Origin of the sequence: Proteus sp. CD3, from assembly GCF_008808075.1 — a bacterium.
GTDB lineage: Bacteria > Pseudomonadota > Gammaproteobacteria > Enterobacterales > Enterobacteriaceae > Proteus > Proteus appendicitidis.
Genome location: NZ_CP019686.1, coordinates 1 through 15,587, shown reverse-complemented (window position 1 = coordinate 15,587; position 15,587 = coordinate 1). Strand labels below are relative to the sequence as shown.

Annotated in this window: 14 protein-coding genes and 1 pseudogene; 6 read left to right on the top strand and 9 right to left on the bottom strand. The window is 37.8% G+C overall.

The window, feature by feature from the left end; translation table 11 throughout:
• Window positions 1–4: 4 nt before the first annotated feature.
• Window positions 5–3,832: an autotransporter assembly complex protein TamB gene (gene tamB, locus BTA34_RS00075; RefSeq protein WP_416202671.1), complete on the bottom strand. Its 3,828-nt coding sequence runs from the start codon at window positions 3,830–3,832 to the stop codon at window positions 5–7.
• Window positions 3,829–5,571: an autotransporter assembly complex protein TamA gene (gene tamA / locus BTA34_RS00070; RefSeq protein ID WP_151434012.1), complete on the bottom strand. Its 1,743-nt coding sequence runs from the start codon at window positions 5,569–5,571 to the stop codon at window positions 3,829–3,831. The genes tamB and tamA overlap by 4 nt, the downstream gene beginning before the upstream one ends.
• Window positions 5,572–5,697: 126 nt before the next feature.
• Here tamA and msrA point away from each other — a divergent pair, with 126 nt between their 5' ends.
• Window positions 5,698–6,336 (top strand): peptide-methionine (S)-S-oxide reductase MsrA, encoded by a 639-nt coding sequence (gene msrA, locus BTA34_RS00065; RefSeq protein ID WP_151434011.1) that lies wholly within the window; start codon window positions 5,698–5,700, stop codon window positions 6,334–6,336.
• 150 nt (window positions 6,337–6,486) lie between these two features.
• Complete coding sequence (locus tag BTA34_RS00060; protein WP_151434010.1) at window positions 6,487–7,869, top strand: hemolysin family protein; 1,383 nt, start codon at window positions 6,487–6,489, stop codon at window positions 7,867–7,869.
• Window positions 7,870–7,962: 93 nt separating this feature from the next.
• Here BTA34_RS00060 and BTA34_RS00055 read toward each other — a convergent pair whose 3' ends face one another.
• Complete coding sequence (locus BTA34_RS00055; RefSeq protein WP_100159789.1) at window positions 7,963–8,169, bottom strand: DUF1107 domain-containing protein; 207 nt, start codon at window positions 8,167–8,169, stop codon at window positions 7,963–7,965.
• A gap of 283 nt (window positions 8,170–8,452) precedes the next feature.
• Here BTA34_RS00055 and BTA34_RS00050 point away from each other — a divergent pair, with 283 nt between their 5' ends.
• Window positions 8,453–9,013, top strand: coding sequence for a YtfJ family protein (locus tag BTA34_RS00050; protein ID WP_151434009.1), 561 nt, complete (start codon window positions 8,453–8,455; stop codon window positions 9,011–9,013).
• 52 nt (window positions 9,014–9,065) lie between these two features.
• Here BTA34_RS00050 and cysQ read toward each other — a convergent pair whose 3' ends face one another.
• Entirely contained in the window at window positions 9,066–9,806 is a 741-nt protein-coding gene (gene cysQ / locus BTA34_RS00045) for a 3'(2'),5'-bisphosphate nucleotidase CysQ (RefSeq protein ID WP_151436701.1), read from the bottom strand.
• Window positions 9,807–9,948: 142 nt separating this feature from the next.
• Entirely contained in the window at window positions 9,949–10,569 is a 621-nt protein-coding gene (locus BTA34_RS00040; protein ID WP_006535733.1) for a peptidylprolyl isomerase, read from the bottom strand.
• Between the two features lie 248 nt (window positions 10,570–10,817).
• On the opposite strand from BTA34_RS00040, the gene BTA34_RS00035 reads away from it, so the two are divergent.
• From BTA34_RS00035 to BTA34_RS18230, 3 genes are all read left to right on the top strand, one after another.
• Window positions 10,818–12,266 carry an NAD-dependent succinate-semialdehyde dehydrogenase gene (locus BTA34_RS00035; RefSeq protein ID WP_151434008.1) on the top strand — a complete coding sequence of 483 codons (1,449 nt, stop codon included), beginning with the start codon at window positions 10,818–10,820 and terminating at the stop codon, window positions 12,264–12,266.
• An 845-nt stretch (window positions 12,267–13,111) separates the two neighbouring features.
• Window positions 13,112–13,360: a hypothetical protein gene (locus tag BTA34_RS18235; RefSeq protein WP_265576135.1), complete on the top strand. Its 249-nt coding sequence runs from the start codon at window positions 13,112–13,114 to the stop codon at window positions 13,358–13,360.
• Window positions 13,361–13,706: 346 nt separating this feature from the next.
• Window positions 13,707–13,949 carry a DUF1240 domain-containing protein gene (locus tag BTA34_RS18230; RefSeq protein WP_322618350.1) on the top strand — a complete coding sequence of 81 codons (243 nt, stop codon included), beginning with the start codon at window positions 13,707–13,709 and terminating at the stop codon, window positions 13,947–13,949.
• Between the two features lie 3 nt (window positions 13,950–13,952).
• On the opposite strand, the pseudogene BTA34_RS00020 reads toward BTA34_RS18230, so the two are convergent.
• From BTA34_RS00020 to ykgO, 4 genes and pseudogenes are all read right to left on the bottom strand, one after another.
• Window positions 13,953–14,430 (bottom strand): annotated as a pseudogene (locus tag BTA34_RS00020) (Hcp family type VI secretion system effector).
• 216 nt (window positions 14,431–14,646) lie between these two features.
• Window positions 14,647–15,072 (bottom strand): ZinT/AdcA family metal-binding protein, encoded by a 426-nt coding sequence (locus BTA34_RS00015; RefSeq protein WP_265576133.1) that lies wholly within the window; start codon window positions 15,070–15,072, stop codon window positions 14,647–14,649.
• A gap of 17 nt (window positions 15,073–15,089) precedes the next feature.
• Complete coding sequence (locus BTA34_RS18225) at window positions 15,090–15,266, bottom strand: hypothetical protein (protein WP_265576132.1); 177 nt, start codon at window positions 15,264–15,266, stop codon at window positions 15,090–15,092.
• Between the two features lie 4 nt (window positions 15,267–15,270).
• Window positions 15,271–15,396: a type B 50S ribosomal protein L36 gene (ykgO, locus tag BTA34_RS00010; RefSeq protein WP_006535739.1), complete on the bottom strand. Its 126-nt coding sequence runs from the start codon at window positions 15,394–15,396 to the stop codon at window positions 15,271–15,273.
• Between the last annotated feature and the right edge of the window lie 191 nt (window positions 15,397–15,587).

Sequence of the window (15,587 nt, the reverse complement as noted above, 5' to 3'; positions counted from 1 at the left end):
TAATTTAAAACTCAAATTGATAAAGCAGATCTATTGCCTGATTCATACCAGACACTGCTTGTAAATACAACCTGGGCATCAAGCGATAACGTAAAGTTAACGTCGCTAGCGAATCAAATATACCCACTCCATATTTTACTTGTAGATCATTGGTTATCTTGCCACTGACCACAACTTGTGAGCTATCACCCACACCTTGCGTATCCAATGCTAAATCTGAAACACCAAAGGTTTCACCAATGCGTCCTACAAGCTGACCACTTTGACCAACACCTAAGCCTATCAGCATTGCCGTCATTTGTGATGAGTCTGCATCACCACTTTTATCTAACCCTTCACCTCTTAGCAAGTAAGATAACGCTTCTTGCTGGGTAAACGCAGGTTCAGAGAAAATTTCAACTTTAGGTTTATCTGCAAGCCCTGTCACCCTGACACCAGCAATCACATTATTTGCTGTGTTTTCAGGATTACGGATCGCTTCAATATTTAAGTAAGGTTGATCAACTGGACCTGAGAACAAGATTTGTCCCTTACGCACTTGTAAGTCTTGCCCATAAGCTTTGAATGCGCCTTTTGGAATATCTATTTGGCCATTTAAACCAAGCCCTTGTTTATTTTGATTGACTTTAAGCGCCCCCGTCAATCTAGCTTTAAGCCCAAATGCGTCCAGTGTCACATCATCGCCAATATTAATCGCTAAATTGCTTTGAATTGGAATGGATGTCTCTTTTGGTGCAATAGGTTGCAAGTTTTTATCCAGCATCACTTCATCAGAAGACGCTGATACCGCAGATTCTGGTAAATCTTGCACCACAATGCGCGCCCAAGGTATATCAATGCGACCGTCTAATTTCAGTAAATGGGGGCTTGCCTCAAACACTAAATCAGGGTTGACATCAATACGAACCATCGGAGGTAATGCAACACGTAACTTATTACCATTTGCTGCCACAACAGCGCGCCATTCCTCTAATTTACGCCAATCTGCATTACCCGTAAGATTTAAATAACCTTCTGGTGTTTCGATTCTGCCACTTAAATCAGAGGTTGCACCATTAAAGCTAATATCAACATTTCCTTTGGTGATATCAAATGGGATCCAATGCCCAACCACTTTTAATTGATTAATACCGAATTGACCAAATAACAGCGGTGATTGCGCATTTCCTCCTAAACGTAATTGAGCGCCCACGCTTCCTTGAGCTATTTCACCTTTCCCTAAGAACGGTTTGATTAAATCTAATGTCAGATTATCAATATCAACCGTACCAGACAGTTGGCGTTTTTTCTCAAGATCAGCAACATTCACATTACCTTTAAAATCACCATTACCCGCAATACTAATCAACCATTGCAATGTGGCTTTGCCATTATTTACACCAGCATTTAAAGTAATTGCATCAAAATCAATCGGTAAAACAGTACCATCAATATTCTGTTTTACACCAACACCTTGCCCTTTCAGGTTTACAGATGCTTTCGGTAATCCGCCTTTTGAATTCCAAGTTGCTGTCGCATCGCCAGTAAATACGCCTCGAACAGAAGTCTCTGCTGGTAGGAAAGGTTTGATCATAGCGAGATCAAAACGTGTCAATGTAATTGCGGCAGATCCGCTTTCACCCACTGTTATCGCTTTAGGAACACAAACTTGTGCATTTGGGTTTACCCAACAATGAGAACCAATGGTGACTTCTTGCTTTTCTGCCAATAAATTCAACGCCATGGCTTTATTTAAACGCCATTCACCCACAGGAGTATCAAATGCCGTATTATTTAGCGTTCCTTTCCATTGCTGTTTTTCTTTATCGAATGAACCCGCTAATGTCAGTCCGCCAGAAACAGGCTCTCCATCCATTTTTAGCGTCAGTTTATGCTGTTTTTCTGTACCAGCAGCATCCAGCGTTAAATTGCGAATAACTAAATCGGCTTGTTTTAACTGGCGAGCAGTAATTGCTAGCTTGCCGCCAATCTCTTTGTCTGATTGAACATCACCTTTAATTGTGATGGATTCAATACTGACTTGATCTTGCCATTTAATACCATGAGCATTGATATCAGCAATAATCTTAGGTGTATTAATATCACCACGAATATTAACCTTACCTTTAATGACTCCAGCCAATCCAGGAACTAAACCATTTAATCCTGGCGCATTAATATTGGCATCTAATGCCCATTTATCACCTAAATGCCCTTCAATATCGAGGTTATTCTTACCAAGAATAAGTTTTAACTGAGGGATATTCCATTGGCCAGAATCATTACCGTAAGCATTACCTCTCGCTTTGATAAGATTATTTTTGATATTGCCATCTAAGGTGATTTCAGGAACACGTAATTGCCAACTTCCGCCATATAAACTGCCCGTTGTGGCAATGCGCCCATCTAATTTAGCGGGCATATCTGGATATTGTTTAACGGTATTAATACCTGAAATGGTTAATAACGCATTCCAGCTAATTGCCTTACTCCAATCAGCGACACCAGTAATATCCGCATGACCTTGCAAAGCGGCTAAACGTAAACGCGTCACCTCTATTTTCTCTTCATTCCCTTTCGCATCTAGCATTAATTTAGCTGGCGGGATCTCCTGACCTTCAATATCGGAGCGTAATGAGAGATCATAGTTGTCTGTCTGACCATTTAAACGCAGCCGAGTATCATTGAGTTGATACTGTACATCGCCCGTTAATGGCCAACGAACTTTCTGACTTTCAAGTGTCAATTTTAATGGAAGATGTGGTTTTGCCAGTTCCGCTTGAGCGTCTAAAGTTGCGGTAACCGTTCCTGTTAAAGAGAGTGCTAATTTAAGCTCTTCGAGTAATGCGCCTTGTAAAGAAAGCGTCGCTTTTTGATCTTTAAAATCTTCAAGCCCTGCCACATCACGAATAGTCGCATTCACATTTAAATTAACAGGCCACTGCTTATCTAGGGTAATTCCCCCATTTAAACTAATCTCACCTTCTGGTGCATCAACATTTAATTTAGTGAGATTAACCTGTTTACCTTGCGTATTGGCTTCAAAAGATAATTGGTTAATCGTAACCGGTGTATCCCCTGTTATTTGTAACTGCTTACCTTCAATACCTTCAACATTTACATCAACAGGAATAATAATTTCGGGTAAATCAGCTAACAGAGGTTTAGCAAAAATCGCTTTAATTGTCTCAGCTAAAGCCTGTTCTTTTTCTTCTTGAGTTGTTGGCTCAGTTTGAGTTTTTGCCGTGACAACTTCGTTTACATCTTGTGCAACCGCTTCAACACTGCCTTCTTCTGGTGTTTTCGGTAATGCCACCAGCAAATCATTAATAAGTGTTGGATTTAATGTAACTTGACGACCTTCCCACTGTGCGCCTGTTTTAAATTCACCAAGCGAGATTGCCATATCGTCAATCTTCACATGTGTATTTTCTAATGAGAGTGAATTTAAATAGATAGGTAATGGTGCATTAAGCTCTGTTAAAGGCTCTGATGAAGGTGTTTCTTCAGAAGGGGGAAAAGCACTAGTATCAACATTAACAACAACATCTCGTGTGCCTAATGTATCGACACAAACTTGTTTATCAGTCAGGCATGCTAAACGTAATCCTAATGATAACTCTCCCACATTCACGTCAACACCGGGCATTTGATATTCAACCCCCGTTAAACGTAGATCTTTCCAGCCTCCGTTAACCTCTTTAATGGCTAAACCGGGAACCCAACGCGCTGCGCTGTTAATAGCAAAATGTAAACCAGATTGTGTTCCTAAAACCCAAGCTACAGCACCGAATGTAAGCAAAATAATGATAAGGAGTATTAGCGCAATCCATTTCAACCACTTTTTTATCATAACTCTGCTCCTAACCCGATATAAAACTGGAGTCTACGCTTATCAACGTCGCTCACAGGTAATGCTAAATCAAATTTAATGGGACCTACTGGTGATGCCCAACGAATACCCGCACCCGCACCTGTTTTAAAATCACTACGAGTAAAATCATTAACGGCTTCACCACTATCAATAAAGACGGCACTCCACCAGTTCCCTGTCACGTTATATTGGTATTCTGCTGAGCCAACTAACATTCTTGAGGCACCCGTTAAGTTACCTTTGCTATCTTCAGGTGAAATACTTTGATATTTAAAGCCACGAACGCTTCTATCACCACCCGCAAAGAAACGAAGTTCAGGTGGCACTTGCCCAAAAGCATTGGTTTCAATCCAACCAAAATTGCCTCTTACCACAAAACGATGCCCATCCCAAGGCGTACGTATCCACACTTGTTGAGCATTGAAAGCTAAAAACTCAACATCAGAACCCCAAATTTTATTTGAGTAATTTAAAGAGTAACGTTGGCTATCTCCCCAATAAGGCATCATGCCACCGCGTTGACGTACTCGACTCGCATTAACCCCTGGATATAACAGCATAGTGGTATAAGTGTCTTGCCCTTGAGTAAAGTGGCTAAGGCTCCAGCGGGTATTTATGCTATATTGCCAACCTGTAGACATATCCCAATTTCGAGAAAGGTTCAGCGTTGTCGTATCAGAACGCGTGTCATTATAGTCTGTTCTCTTAAAACCACCGTCTATCGCATAATATTGCTCTAATGGATTAATTTTTAATGGAATTTTGTATTTCGCACCAATAGATTGTTCAGGTTGAGAAATACTAAGATCTGACGTCAGGCTATGACCACGAGAGTTCATCCAAGGTTTATTCCACTGCATATTCAACCTAGGTCCTACATCAGTTGCATAACCTCCCCCTAATTCAACGTAGTTACGAGAGCGAGGAGTGACAACCGCATCCATAGGGAGCAAGTAAGAATGTTCACTGCGTGCTTTTGCAATATCAGGCGTCACAAGTGCTGAGTTAAACCAACCTGTTGCCGCTAAGCGTCGATTAAATTCTGCCAGATCTTCTGAGGAGTAATATTGCCCTTCTTTAAAAGGAACAATATTTTGTAGATAGTCTTCACGGATTTGAGAACCGCTATAATTCACCTTACCAAAGCGGTAACGCTCGCCACTATTAAAGACGAAATCCCAATAAGAGGCGTGATTATCTAAAGAAACACCGAGCTGGCTTTTTTCCATTTCAGCATCGAAGTAGCCACGGCGAACAGCAAGCCCCGTTAGCGAACCTTTGAGCTTTTCATAATCACCATGGTTTAACACGCTATCAAGTGGCGGCGTATTCTCTTTAATAACCTTAGCATATTGGCTATCTGTTTTAGCACCGCCTTCGAGAACAACATCGACTCCTTTCAATAAAATAGGAATACCTGGTTCAACTTTTGCTGTTAATACCGAACGTGCTGGCGGTGTATTTTCTTGATAAGAGAATGTCACAGTAGGCTGATAATAACCTAATGGGCGAAGTCCTTCTTGAATTGCCTTTTCAACACGCGCACGAAAACGCCCGTCAGGTGCAACTTCTTCTGTTGTAATGTTTGATAGCTGGACTCGCGCATTTTTTTCGAGCTGCCCTTCTAAACCTTCTACTTTTAAACGCAAATTTGCCCCATAGGCAACGGGTGCGATAAAAGACAGACAGAGAACGTAGATAACGGAGTATCTCGGCACGTTTTCTCCTCAATATGATTTAATCCATGTGATGAATTGACGACAAACTGTTTTAAGCTTTATTGTAGATTTAGTTTATAACAATATTAAACCTTTACCATAGTAAAGCGTTTACAAATATAAAAAATGGAGTCTACCTTGCAACATAAAGCTTACCAACCAGAGAATGCCTTAAAGGGTACTTCGACACCATTAGAAATATCTGCTAATCATGCAGTAAATGGGCATTCTATCAATGATATTCCTGAAAAAATGAGTATCGCTTATTTTGCGATGGGTTGTTTTTGGGGAGTTGAACGTCTGTTTTGGCAACAACAAGGCGTTTACTCAACAAGTGCAGGTTATAGCGGTGGTGTAACAGAAAATCCAACCTACCAACAAGTTTGCCAAGGATTAACGGGTCATAGTGAAGTCGTGAGAGTCGTTTTTGATCCTACAATAATTAGCTACTCACAACTTTTGGCGCTTTTTTGGGAAAATCATAATCCTGCACAGGGTATGCGCCAAGGTAATGATATTGGTAGTCAATATCGCTCGGCAATTTACACCGTTAATGCAGAACAATATGCGCAAGCTATTGAGTCCAAAAAACGTTATCAGCAAGCGATGAATGCTCAAGGTGCTACTGAAGCAATCACCACAGAAATTCAACCTACAGGGCCTTTTTATTTTGCTGAAGATTATCACCAACAATATCTCTATAAAAATCCACAAGGTTATTGTGGCTTAGGGGGAATTGGCATCTGTTTCCCACCTGAAAAGTAAAACTAGCAGAAAATAGCAGGGCGATGATATAATTGCGCCCTCTTATCTTTCTTTGTGAAAAACCTCATCACAATATATTGATTTATCTTCTATTTTTAACACTCTAGTATTACCCTTTGGATTAAATACTTGGGGTGGTGTGAGCCTTATATGCTTAATAGTTTACTCATTGTGCTTTTGCTTTGTGCTATCAGCGCCTTTTTTTCGCTGTCCGAAATCTCTCTTGCTGCTTCTCGTCGAATTAAGCTCAAACAACTTGTTGATGAAGGCAATATCAACGCTGCTCGTGTATTAAAAATGCAAGAAATGCCGGGCATGTTTTTTACCGTCGTGCAAATTGGATTAAACGCCGTCGCTATCTTAGCGGGTATTGTCGGTGAATCTGCATTTTCGCCTTCATTAAAAAGCTTTTTCCTACAATTTTTTGATGAAGCACTCTCACAACAATTAGGGTCGATTTGCTCTTTTATTATTGTCACATCAATGTTTATTTTACTGGCTGACTTAACGCCAAAACGCATTGGTATGATAAAACCAGAAGCTATCGCATTAAGAATTGTGAATCCAATGCGTTTCTGTCTTGCCTTCTTTCGCCCTTTGGTGTGGTTATTTAACGGTATGGCAGATCTCATTTTCAAATTATTTAAAATCCCGATGGTTAGAAATGAAGATATTACTTCTGATGATATTTTTGCCATTGTAGAAGCGGGGGCTGTTGCTGGGGTTTTACGTAAACAAGAGCATGAGTTGATTGAGAATGTCTTTGAATTAGAATCTCGTACTGTACCATCCGCAATGACACCACGAGAAGATGTGGTCTATTTTGATCGTGAAGAAACTGAAAGTGATATCAAAGAAAAAATTGCTACCCAGCCTCACTCTAAATTTTTAGTTTGTGAAGGTGATATCGACCATATTATTGGTTATGTAGATTCTAAAGAGCTTCTTAATCGCGTTATTAACGGACAAAGCCTAAATCTTAATGAAGGTGTTCATATCCGTAAAGCGTTGATTATTCCTGATACATTAACACTTTCAGATATGTTAGAAAGCTTTAAAACATCTGGCGAAGACTTTGCCATCATCCTTAATGAATACGCTATGGTGATGGGTGTGATTACGTTAAACGATGTAATGACAACCTTAATGGGCGATTTAATTGGACCGGGGCAAGAAGAGCAAATTGTAAGCCGTGACGAGCACTCGTGGTTAGTTGAAGGCGGTACGCCAATTGATGATGTAATGCGTGTACTTGATATCGACGATTTCCCAGATTCAAGTAACTACGAAACCATCGCTGGGTTTATGATGTATCGCTTACGTAAAATTCCCAAACGCACTGATTATGTGAAGTTTTCAGGATACAAATTTGAAGTTGTCGATATTGATAATTACAAAATAGATCAACTGCTTGTGACAAAAATTGATGATATTCCACCTGTGAAGCCTGTTTTACAAGAGCACGTTCCTGTAACACAGACAACCACAACAGAAGTCGATATCAAGACAGATGAGAATAAAACGGTCAGTTAACAAGTAATAGGTAACAAGTAACAAGTTGAAATTAATAACTGAGTCTTATCGAAGGTATGCACGAGAAAGACTCAGTTATCTATCAGATAAAAGTTAGCCCAGTTCTGCTTTCAGTAAAACCACCTGCTGGTTTACTTCACTCATCACATTAAAATGTAGCTTATCTTTTATTTTAGGCAGTAGTATTTTGCCATAATCGAATTCAAATGCACCCATTCCTTTGATGTAAAACCGTCCACGAAATAATGTCTTAACGTAGAGAGCAATTTTTTCAGGGTTATAGCGATTGAAGATTTTCATCTTTCAGTTAGTCTCCCATGCTCGTTGTTGAGTTTAATAAGTCATAAAGACTTATCTTTATATATCAAATTTAAAGACCTAATTATAAGTACTAGGTTCAACTTATTTGATTTTCTTATCTGTTTTTACATTTATTGACAGTAAAGAATATAACTAAAGATAGCGTATGCATTATTTTACTCACTCAATGTTAAATAAATGTATCAGTAATGAGGTATTATTCTTCACTAGCTTCTATGCTTAGATAAAATCTAACGTCGATTTCAATAATAGGACAATGGCTATGCACAAAATAACCTTAGCTGCTCTTTTACTCAGCACATCCACCTGGGCATTTGCACATAACATCACTGAAAATACAGTACTTCCTGCTGTCACAATCAATGACAAAGGCGAACTACTTTATGACACAACCAAAGATAAGTTTAGCTACCAAAATTGGAATAGTGGTCTGCTTAGTGGAAAAGTACGTACTGTTCAGCATATAGCAGGACGTAGCAAGGCGAAGGAGATGAATGCACCGTTTATTGAAGCCGTAAAACTGGCTAAATTTCCACACACCAGTTATCAAACTACAACGATTATTAATACTGATGATGCAGTCTTTGGCACAGGTCCATTTGTTCGTGGCAGTGTTGAAGACAGTAAAAAAGAATTTCCTTGGTCACAGTTTATTGTTGATGCCGATGGTGCAGCATTAAAAAGCTGGGGATTAGAGAAAGAGAGTTCAGCTATTGTTGTTTTAGATAAGCAAGGTAAGGTTCGTTTCGTTAAAGAAGGTGTATTAAGCGGTGCGGAAATTACAACTGCAATCAATCTTATCAACGATTTAATTAAAGAATAATCTCTGTGTTATAGCCCTTTTATATAAAGGGCTACAACCTTATTTGGTCTATTTAAAAAATAGACACTCTAAATCCTGGGTTTATCAGCGATTCTTTAGGGGAATAATCTAACGTGATTCCTTTCCAATCGGTGACATGCGCACCAGCTGCTATCGCAATGGCATGACCTGCGGCAGTATCCCATGTATGTGTTGGTCCAAAGCGAGGATAAAGTTGTGCTTTACCTTCCGCCACAAGACAAAATTTTAAAGAAGAGCCAACTGCCACCGTTTGATGTTCACCAAGTTGAGATAAATACTCTTTTAATTCATCATCTTGATGAGAACGACTAATCACAATCACTGGCGGTTCAGCGCGGCTCGCATGAATAGGTAATTTACGACCACACACTTCTTTCCATGCTTGTTTATTAGCAGCCGCATATAACACATTTTGAACTGGTGCATAGACAACGCCTAAAACGGGAATACCATTTTCAATTAAGGCGATATTCACCGTAAACTCACCATTTTTGCTGATAAATTCTTTAGTTCCATCTAAAGGATCAATCAACCAATAGCGATCCCAATGACGACGAACTTCCCATTCAGGGGGATCTTCTTCAGATAATTGAGGTATATCAGGGGCAATAGAAGCAAGTCCTTGTTTGATAATTTGGTGAGCGGCCAAATCAGCTTCTGTGACAGGTGAATTATCGCTTTTTTCCTGTACTTGGATAGGCTCTGATTGCTGGTAGATTTGCATTATCGCCATACCTGCTTGGCGGGCTAATTTGCTGACTTGTTCTAACATCATACACCTCTCTTATTTCTATAAGCAGATAACTTCTCTTATAAAAATTAATTACCCTACTGTCTCTTTATTTTAGTATAGAGACAAAAATAGCTGGCAAAAACCAGCTATTTTTTACTCTAATTTGCCGCAGAATAAGAAATTATAAAATTTCTAATAATTCTACTTCAAATACTAATGTCGCGAATGGAGGAATAGCCGCACCCGCACCACGTTCGCCATAAGCTAATTGGTAAGGAATATATAATTCCCATTTTGAGCCTACTGGCATTAATGTTAATGCTTCAATCCAGCCTGCGATAACGCCATTTACTGGGAATTCAGCAGGTTGACCGCGCTGAACTGAGCTATCAAACACAGTACCATCAATTAAACGCCCTGTGTAATGAACACGAACATGATCAGTACGCGCAGGGATTGCACCTTCGCCCGCAGTCAGGACTTTATACTGTAAACCTGATTCTGTAACTTGAACGCCTTCATTTTTCACATTTTCTTCTAAGAAAACTTTACCAGCATCAGCCAGCTCTGCTTGGCGTTCTTGACGCACAGCTTCAGCACGCTCGTGCATAGTACGTAAGGCATTGTGTAATGTTTCAACAGGTACAGAAGGCGCATTACCTTCTAATGCATCGGTCAAGCCAGCTAACAGTGCTGCTGGCTCTAATCCTTGAAGACCTGACTCAGTCAGTTGTTGACCGACTTGCAGACCAATACCGTAACTTGCCTGTGATTCAATAGAATCAAATGATGGTTTTGACATGAAAATACCTGTTTTTTATGAAAGTTAAATTCAAGAATAACAGTGGTAAGGTACAGCGTAAACCTTCAGCCTTGAGATTCATTAAAAACGTAAGCAATTGACTCTATTCACCGCGTTTTAACGTTTTTTTATTGGCATTTGTCATACTTATTTTCACAACATCACAACACAGGCATATAATTATACATAGGCACTAAACTGCCTAGCCTTATAAATATCAATATATAATGTGTTCAGAGAGGTATTAAGTGAAGATAACGACAAATCCCTATTTCCGCGAACAAGGCTATATTGATGGTCTTTGGTGTAATGCTAAAAATAACGAAACCGTTGATGTTATCGATCCTGCCACGGGTACTTTACTCGGAACTGTACCCAATATGGCAACTCAAGAAGCAATAATGGCTGTTGATGCTGCACAAAAAGCCTTACCAAAATGGCGCGCACTTACAGCACATCAGCGCGGAGCGTTATTGCAAAACTGGTTTAAATTAATCACTGAAAATAAAAGAAAATTGGCTGAATTAATGACCTTTGAGCAGGGTAAACCTGTTGCTGAAGCAGAGGGTGAAATTACTTATGCGGCTTCTTTTATCGAGTGGTTTGCAGAACAAGGAAAGAGAACCAACGGTGAAATTATTCCCTCACCTTCTGCTGACAAACGTTTGATGGTGATTAAACAAGGTATTGGTGTTTGTGCTGCTATTACACCTTGGAACTTCCCAGCAGCGATGATCACCCGCAAAGCCGCTCCAGCATTAGCTGCGGGTTGTACGATGGTGATTAAACCTGCCAATGAAACACCTTACACCGCATTAGCTTTAGCGGAATTAGCGGCTCAAGCGGGTATTCCTGCGGGTGTGATTAATATTGTTACAGGTGATGCCATTAAAATTGGCGAAGTCTTTACCTCTGATAACCGTGTTCGCAAATTAAGTTTTACTGGCTCTACAGGTGTTGGACGTTTATTAATGCGCCAATGTTCTGATAGCGTAAAAAAAGTCTCTTTAGAATTGGGCGGTAATGCGCCATTTATCGTGTTTAACGATGCCGATATTGATAAAGCCGTTGAAGGGGCTATGGGCGCTAAATTCCGCAATGCAGGGCAAACCTGTGTTTGTGCTAACCGTTTTTATATTCATAAAGATGTTTATCAACAATTTAGTGAACGTTTTGTTGCTGCTGTCAAAAAGCTCAAAGTAGGAAACGGTTTTGAAGAAGGTGTCACTATTGGACCTCTTATTAATCGCAAAGCAGTTGAAAAATCACAATCTTTACTGGCTGACACACTAAAACGCGGTGCGACACTGCTTTGTGGTGGTGAAAGTGATAAAGCGGGTGAAAACTTCTTCCAGCCTACTGTTGTGGGTAATGTGCCTGCCGATAGCCATATCCTTGAAGAAGAGATCTTTGGCCCTGTAGCACCTTTAGTTATCTTTGAAAATGAAGATGAAGTAGTACATTTAGCTAATAACACCATTTATGGTTTAGCGGCTTATTTTTATAGTGAAAATCCACAGCGTATTTGGCGTGTTGCTGAAAATTTAGAATACGGCATGGTGGGCATTAATACGGGTTTAATTTCTAATGAAGTTGCGCCATTTGGAGGAATTAAACAATCAGGCTTAGGTCGTGAAGGCTCTGAACACGGTATTGAAGACTATATGGAGATGAAGTATCTCTGCCAGGGATTATAAATAATCGTTAACCCAACTTATAAAAGTAAGTCAGCATGGATGCTACTACTTTTTTCTTACTCTTTTTTCTTATTATTTTCTCTTATTATCTAAAAAATTAAAATCCCTGATTTAACAAAAAGATATAAAATAGAATTTATATATCCTTAATCTATTTATTACTAATATAAAAATAAAAACAACTTCTCTTATAAGAGTGGATATTATTTCTTTAAATAAAATTAAAAAGATAAATAAAACAAATACCATAACAATCAAAATAATCATCATAAATATGAAATAATAAGAAATAAAAACTCATATAGTATTAAGCTAATTTTTAAATTGGTTAATCTAATAACGAATATTTTTAATTGCATAAAACTATAAATTTTATTAATCTAATCCAAATTTATAAAAAAGGATTTTTTATATGGGCTATATATACGATACCACCGTTATTGATTGGGATAGAGAAGAACAATACAACAATAAGAAAGAATTGAACGGATCCTTAATGATACCGAAGATGATGAAATGTTGCAGCACTTATCACCATTGAAGAAGCTGATTATGTTCTAAAAAACTTATCTACCCCAACACCTTATAAATCATCGAAAGACACTTTATTTAGTGTTGGTGATATTGCTTCATCATATTCTGGAAATATCTATGAATTATATAGAGTCGAAAGGATTATTAATGAGTTTAGAAATATTAATATCACAGCGACTGAATATGTAGGTAAAAATGGAAATGTCTATATAAGAATTTCAGGTCATGCGGGCGTTAGAACTTATTTAAATGCAACTCGATACTTAGCAAATAATCCTCGTATTATATATATGGGGGTAGGAACCCAAGGAATGAATTCAGTTTCAACTGGGGGAGCACGTTTTGCAATTGTCTTTTCAGCAGCTTATAGAATTGTAGAGCTAATATTTAGAGATGAATATGATCTCACCAATTTTTTCGTAAATATAACGATGGATATGGCAAAATTGGCTATTAGTATGCAAATGACAACTTTACTCACGGGTAGCTTAGTAACAGCTGCATTAGCAGGAGGAACAAGTATTATAGTCGTTACTTTAGGTGTATTTATTGTGGTCTAGTGGTAGCGATTGCCCTATATAAATTAGATGATGAATTTAAGATAAGTGAAACCCATAATTAAAAATCTAAAATCTTATCGAGACAAAAAACCTGAAACACCTTATCATCCTGATCAATTTTTTACACAATGGGGAAGACTTAGCCGTGGATAAAATAAAAAAATAGAAATAAAACCGGTTAATTTAATACTATCTTCTCTATGTATTTTACTCTTATCGTTTTTGGATTTTATTACTCAACAATTAATTATATAGATTACTTTTTAATGAAAGACAGAATAGCATTTTCATTTCAGACCGGATTACTCTGCTTTGGGGGTTCCTTTAACTTTTTATTTTTCATATTATGGTTTTCTTTGTGCATATAAGAAAAAAAATACAAAAAATGAATAATAAAATCGCCGGTTATCTTGCCATTATTGTAATAGCTGGAATTGTTTTTAGTTTCTTTTTTTCATTTTATGTCAGATATGATTTAGTCTCTAAGGGATATTATATTTGCTATAAACAATCAATCTTTGCACCAAAGCGAATATGTTATATCCAAAAGATATGTGTAAATAGCACATATCTTTTAATTATGTTGTAAATCCTACTTAATCATATCACTATTAATACTGTAACTAGAGGTATTACCGACTAATGATTTCTTGAGATTGAAGTATATTTCATTTGAATACGCTGATATGGCATTGATTCATTATCATTTATTGAATCAGGGAAAATATCAGAAACTTCAATTAGAGAAACTTCTGTCAGTTTAATTTCATAATATTTTTCAAGTTGCCCATGTTGGCTTGTTCTATAAAAAGTGAATGTTGCTTCTAATACCTCATTGTTATCTAGGGCTGTTGAAAGTAGTGGTGATGATTTATCTATGGGTTTAGTAAATATAACCGGTTGATAAGATGCATTTTGTGTACGAAAAGAACCATTATTTAAACTAATCACTTGAATTTCATCCTCATGATTAAGTTGATAACGGTTTCCTATCGAATCAGAGATGAACAACCAACAGAAATTAACCCTTGGACTTTCCCTTTTAAAGTTAAATAAATAGGATATGCCATAAAAATTCCTTTTAAAAAAATTAATTAAATATTAGGTAATAAAAAAATGAATAGACTTAGTTTAATATATCACTAAATAAATATGAGTATACTTATTAATTAAATAACTTTCACATGAATTATTTTATTATTCTCTTTAGACCACATAATTAATTAAAAAAAATCTAGCATTCCTTTGCTAATTTTTTATTTTATTTTCTATCTATTTTACTTAAATCAGTGATAAAGCATTTCATGAACAATATCATCTGCTTTCATGGAATAAGGATAATACGTTGGCCAGTTGCTAGTCTTTAAGTAATTCATCTTGCGATATATTGCCCATATATAAATGGAAGTGCCCTGCTTTCTCTGGCGCAATAATATGGTCGCTAAATTGAATAAATTTAGGTGCTTGGCTTTTGGCATCATCACAGCGGAAAAGAAACGTACGCCTTTTTTACCAGACTCATAATGTAGAATACGATAACCATCATAGTGATATTCACAGCTATCGACGTTTTCGCCTCTATGGAACTCAATAATAATAAAATATCCCACAGTTTTATCCTTGTGCGTAATAGGTTCGGTACTCTTCAACCGTTTTTTATCTTTTTTCGTTTCTGCTTTCTTTTGTAAAACCTCATCTAGCTCGCCACTCACCATAAGGCTCTACAGATTTACGCCATCCCAATCACTAAGCTGGCGATTGAGAACGTCCTTGTCCTCAAAATCCCGTTTGCTGCATCTCGCTGTGCTTGTGTTTGTACTTTTTCATGATGGTGGCTATGTGCTAAAACACATTGCACTACCCAATAATCCATGATTAAAATACAAGAAAGAACTGGCTTTTGCATAATTTCACCCCTGAACTGCTTTAAAACGTGGATTTGATTTACAAATCACATAAAGGCGACCACGGCGACGCACCACCTTACAATCTGGATGGCGCTGTTTAGCACTTTTTAATGAACTTAATACCTGCATTTTTTCTTCCTTACTTAATAAATTGACCAAAACGTTTATTAAAGCGTGCCACATTACCTTCTTGAGAATGTGTCTTCTGCTTACCGGTATAAAAATGGGTGTGATTGAGAGGAGACATCTAATGTCACATAAGGGTATGTTTGCCCTTCATACTCTATTGTCTTTTCCGTTTGGATGGTTGAACCCACTTT

What these genes read in the sequence shown, in the direction of transcription:
- tamB (WP_416202671.1), bottom strand. Translation starts at nt 3,832, where the DNA reads ATGATAAAAAAGTGGTTGAAATGGATTGCGCTAATACTCCTTATCATT.
- msrA (WP_151434011.1), top strand. Translation starts at nt 5,698, where the DNA reads ATGGAGTCTACCTTGCAACATAAAGCTTACCAACCAGAGAATGCCTTA.
- BTA34_RS00060 (WP_151434010.1), top strand. Translation starts at nt 6,487, where the DNA reads ATGCTTAATAGTTTACTCATTGTGCTTTTGCTTTGTGCTATCAGCGCC.
- BTA34_RS00055 (WP_100159789.1), bottom strand. Translation starts at nt 8,169, where the DNA reads ATGAAAATCTTCAATCGCTATAACCCTGAAAAAATTGCTCTCTACGTT.
- BTA34_RS00050 (WP_151434009.1), top strand. Translation starts at nt 8,453, where the DNA reads ATGCACAAAATAACCTTAGCTGCTCTTTTACTCAGCACATCCACCTGG.
- cysQ (WP_151436701.1), bottom strand. Translation starts at nt 9,806, where the DNA reads ATGTTAGAACAAGTCAGCAAATTAGCCCGCCAAGCAGGTATGGCGATA.
- BTA34_RS00040 (WP_006535733.1), bottom strand. Translation starts at nt 10,569, where the DNA reads ATGTCAAAACCATCATTTGATTCTATTGAATCACAGGCAAGTTACGGT.
- BTA34_RS18235 (WP_265576135.1), top strand. Translation starts at nt 13,112, where the DNA reads ATGAATTCAGTTTCAACTGGGGGAGCACGTTTTGCAATTGTCTTTTCA.
- BTA34_RS18230 (WP_322618350.1), top strand. Translation starts at nt 13,707, where the DNA reads ATGGTTTTCTTTGTGCATATAAGAAAAAAAATACAAAAAATGAATAAT.
- BTA34_RS18225 (WP_265576132.1), bottom strand. Translation starts at nt 15,266, where the DNA reads ATGCAAAAGCCAGTTCTTTCTTGTATTTTAATCATGGATTATTGGGTA.
- ykgO (WP_006535739.1), bottom strand. Translation starts at nt 15,396, where the DNA reads ATGCAGGTATTAAGTTCATTAAAAAGTGCTAAACAGCGCCATCCAGAT.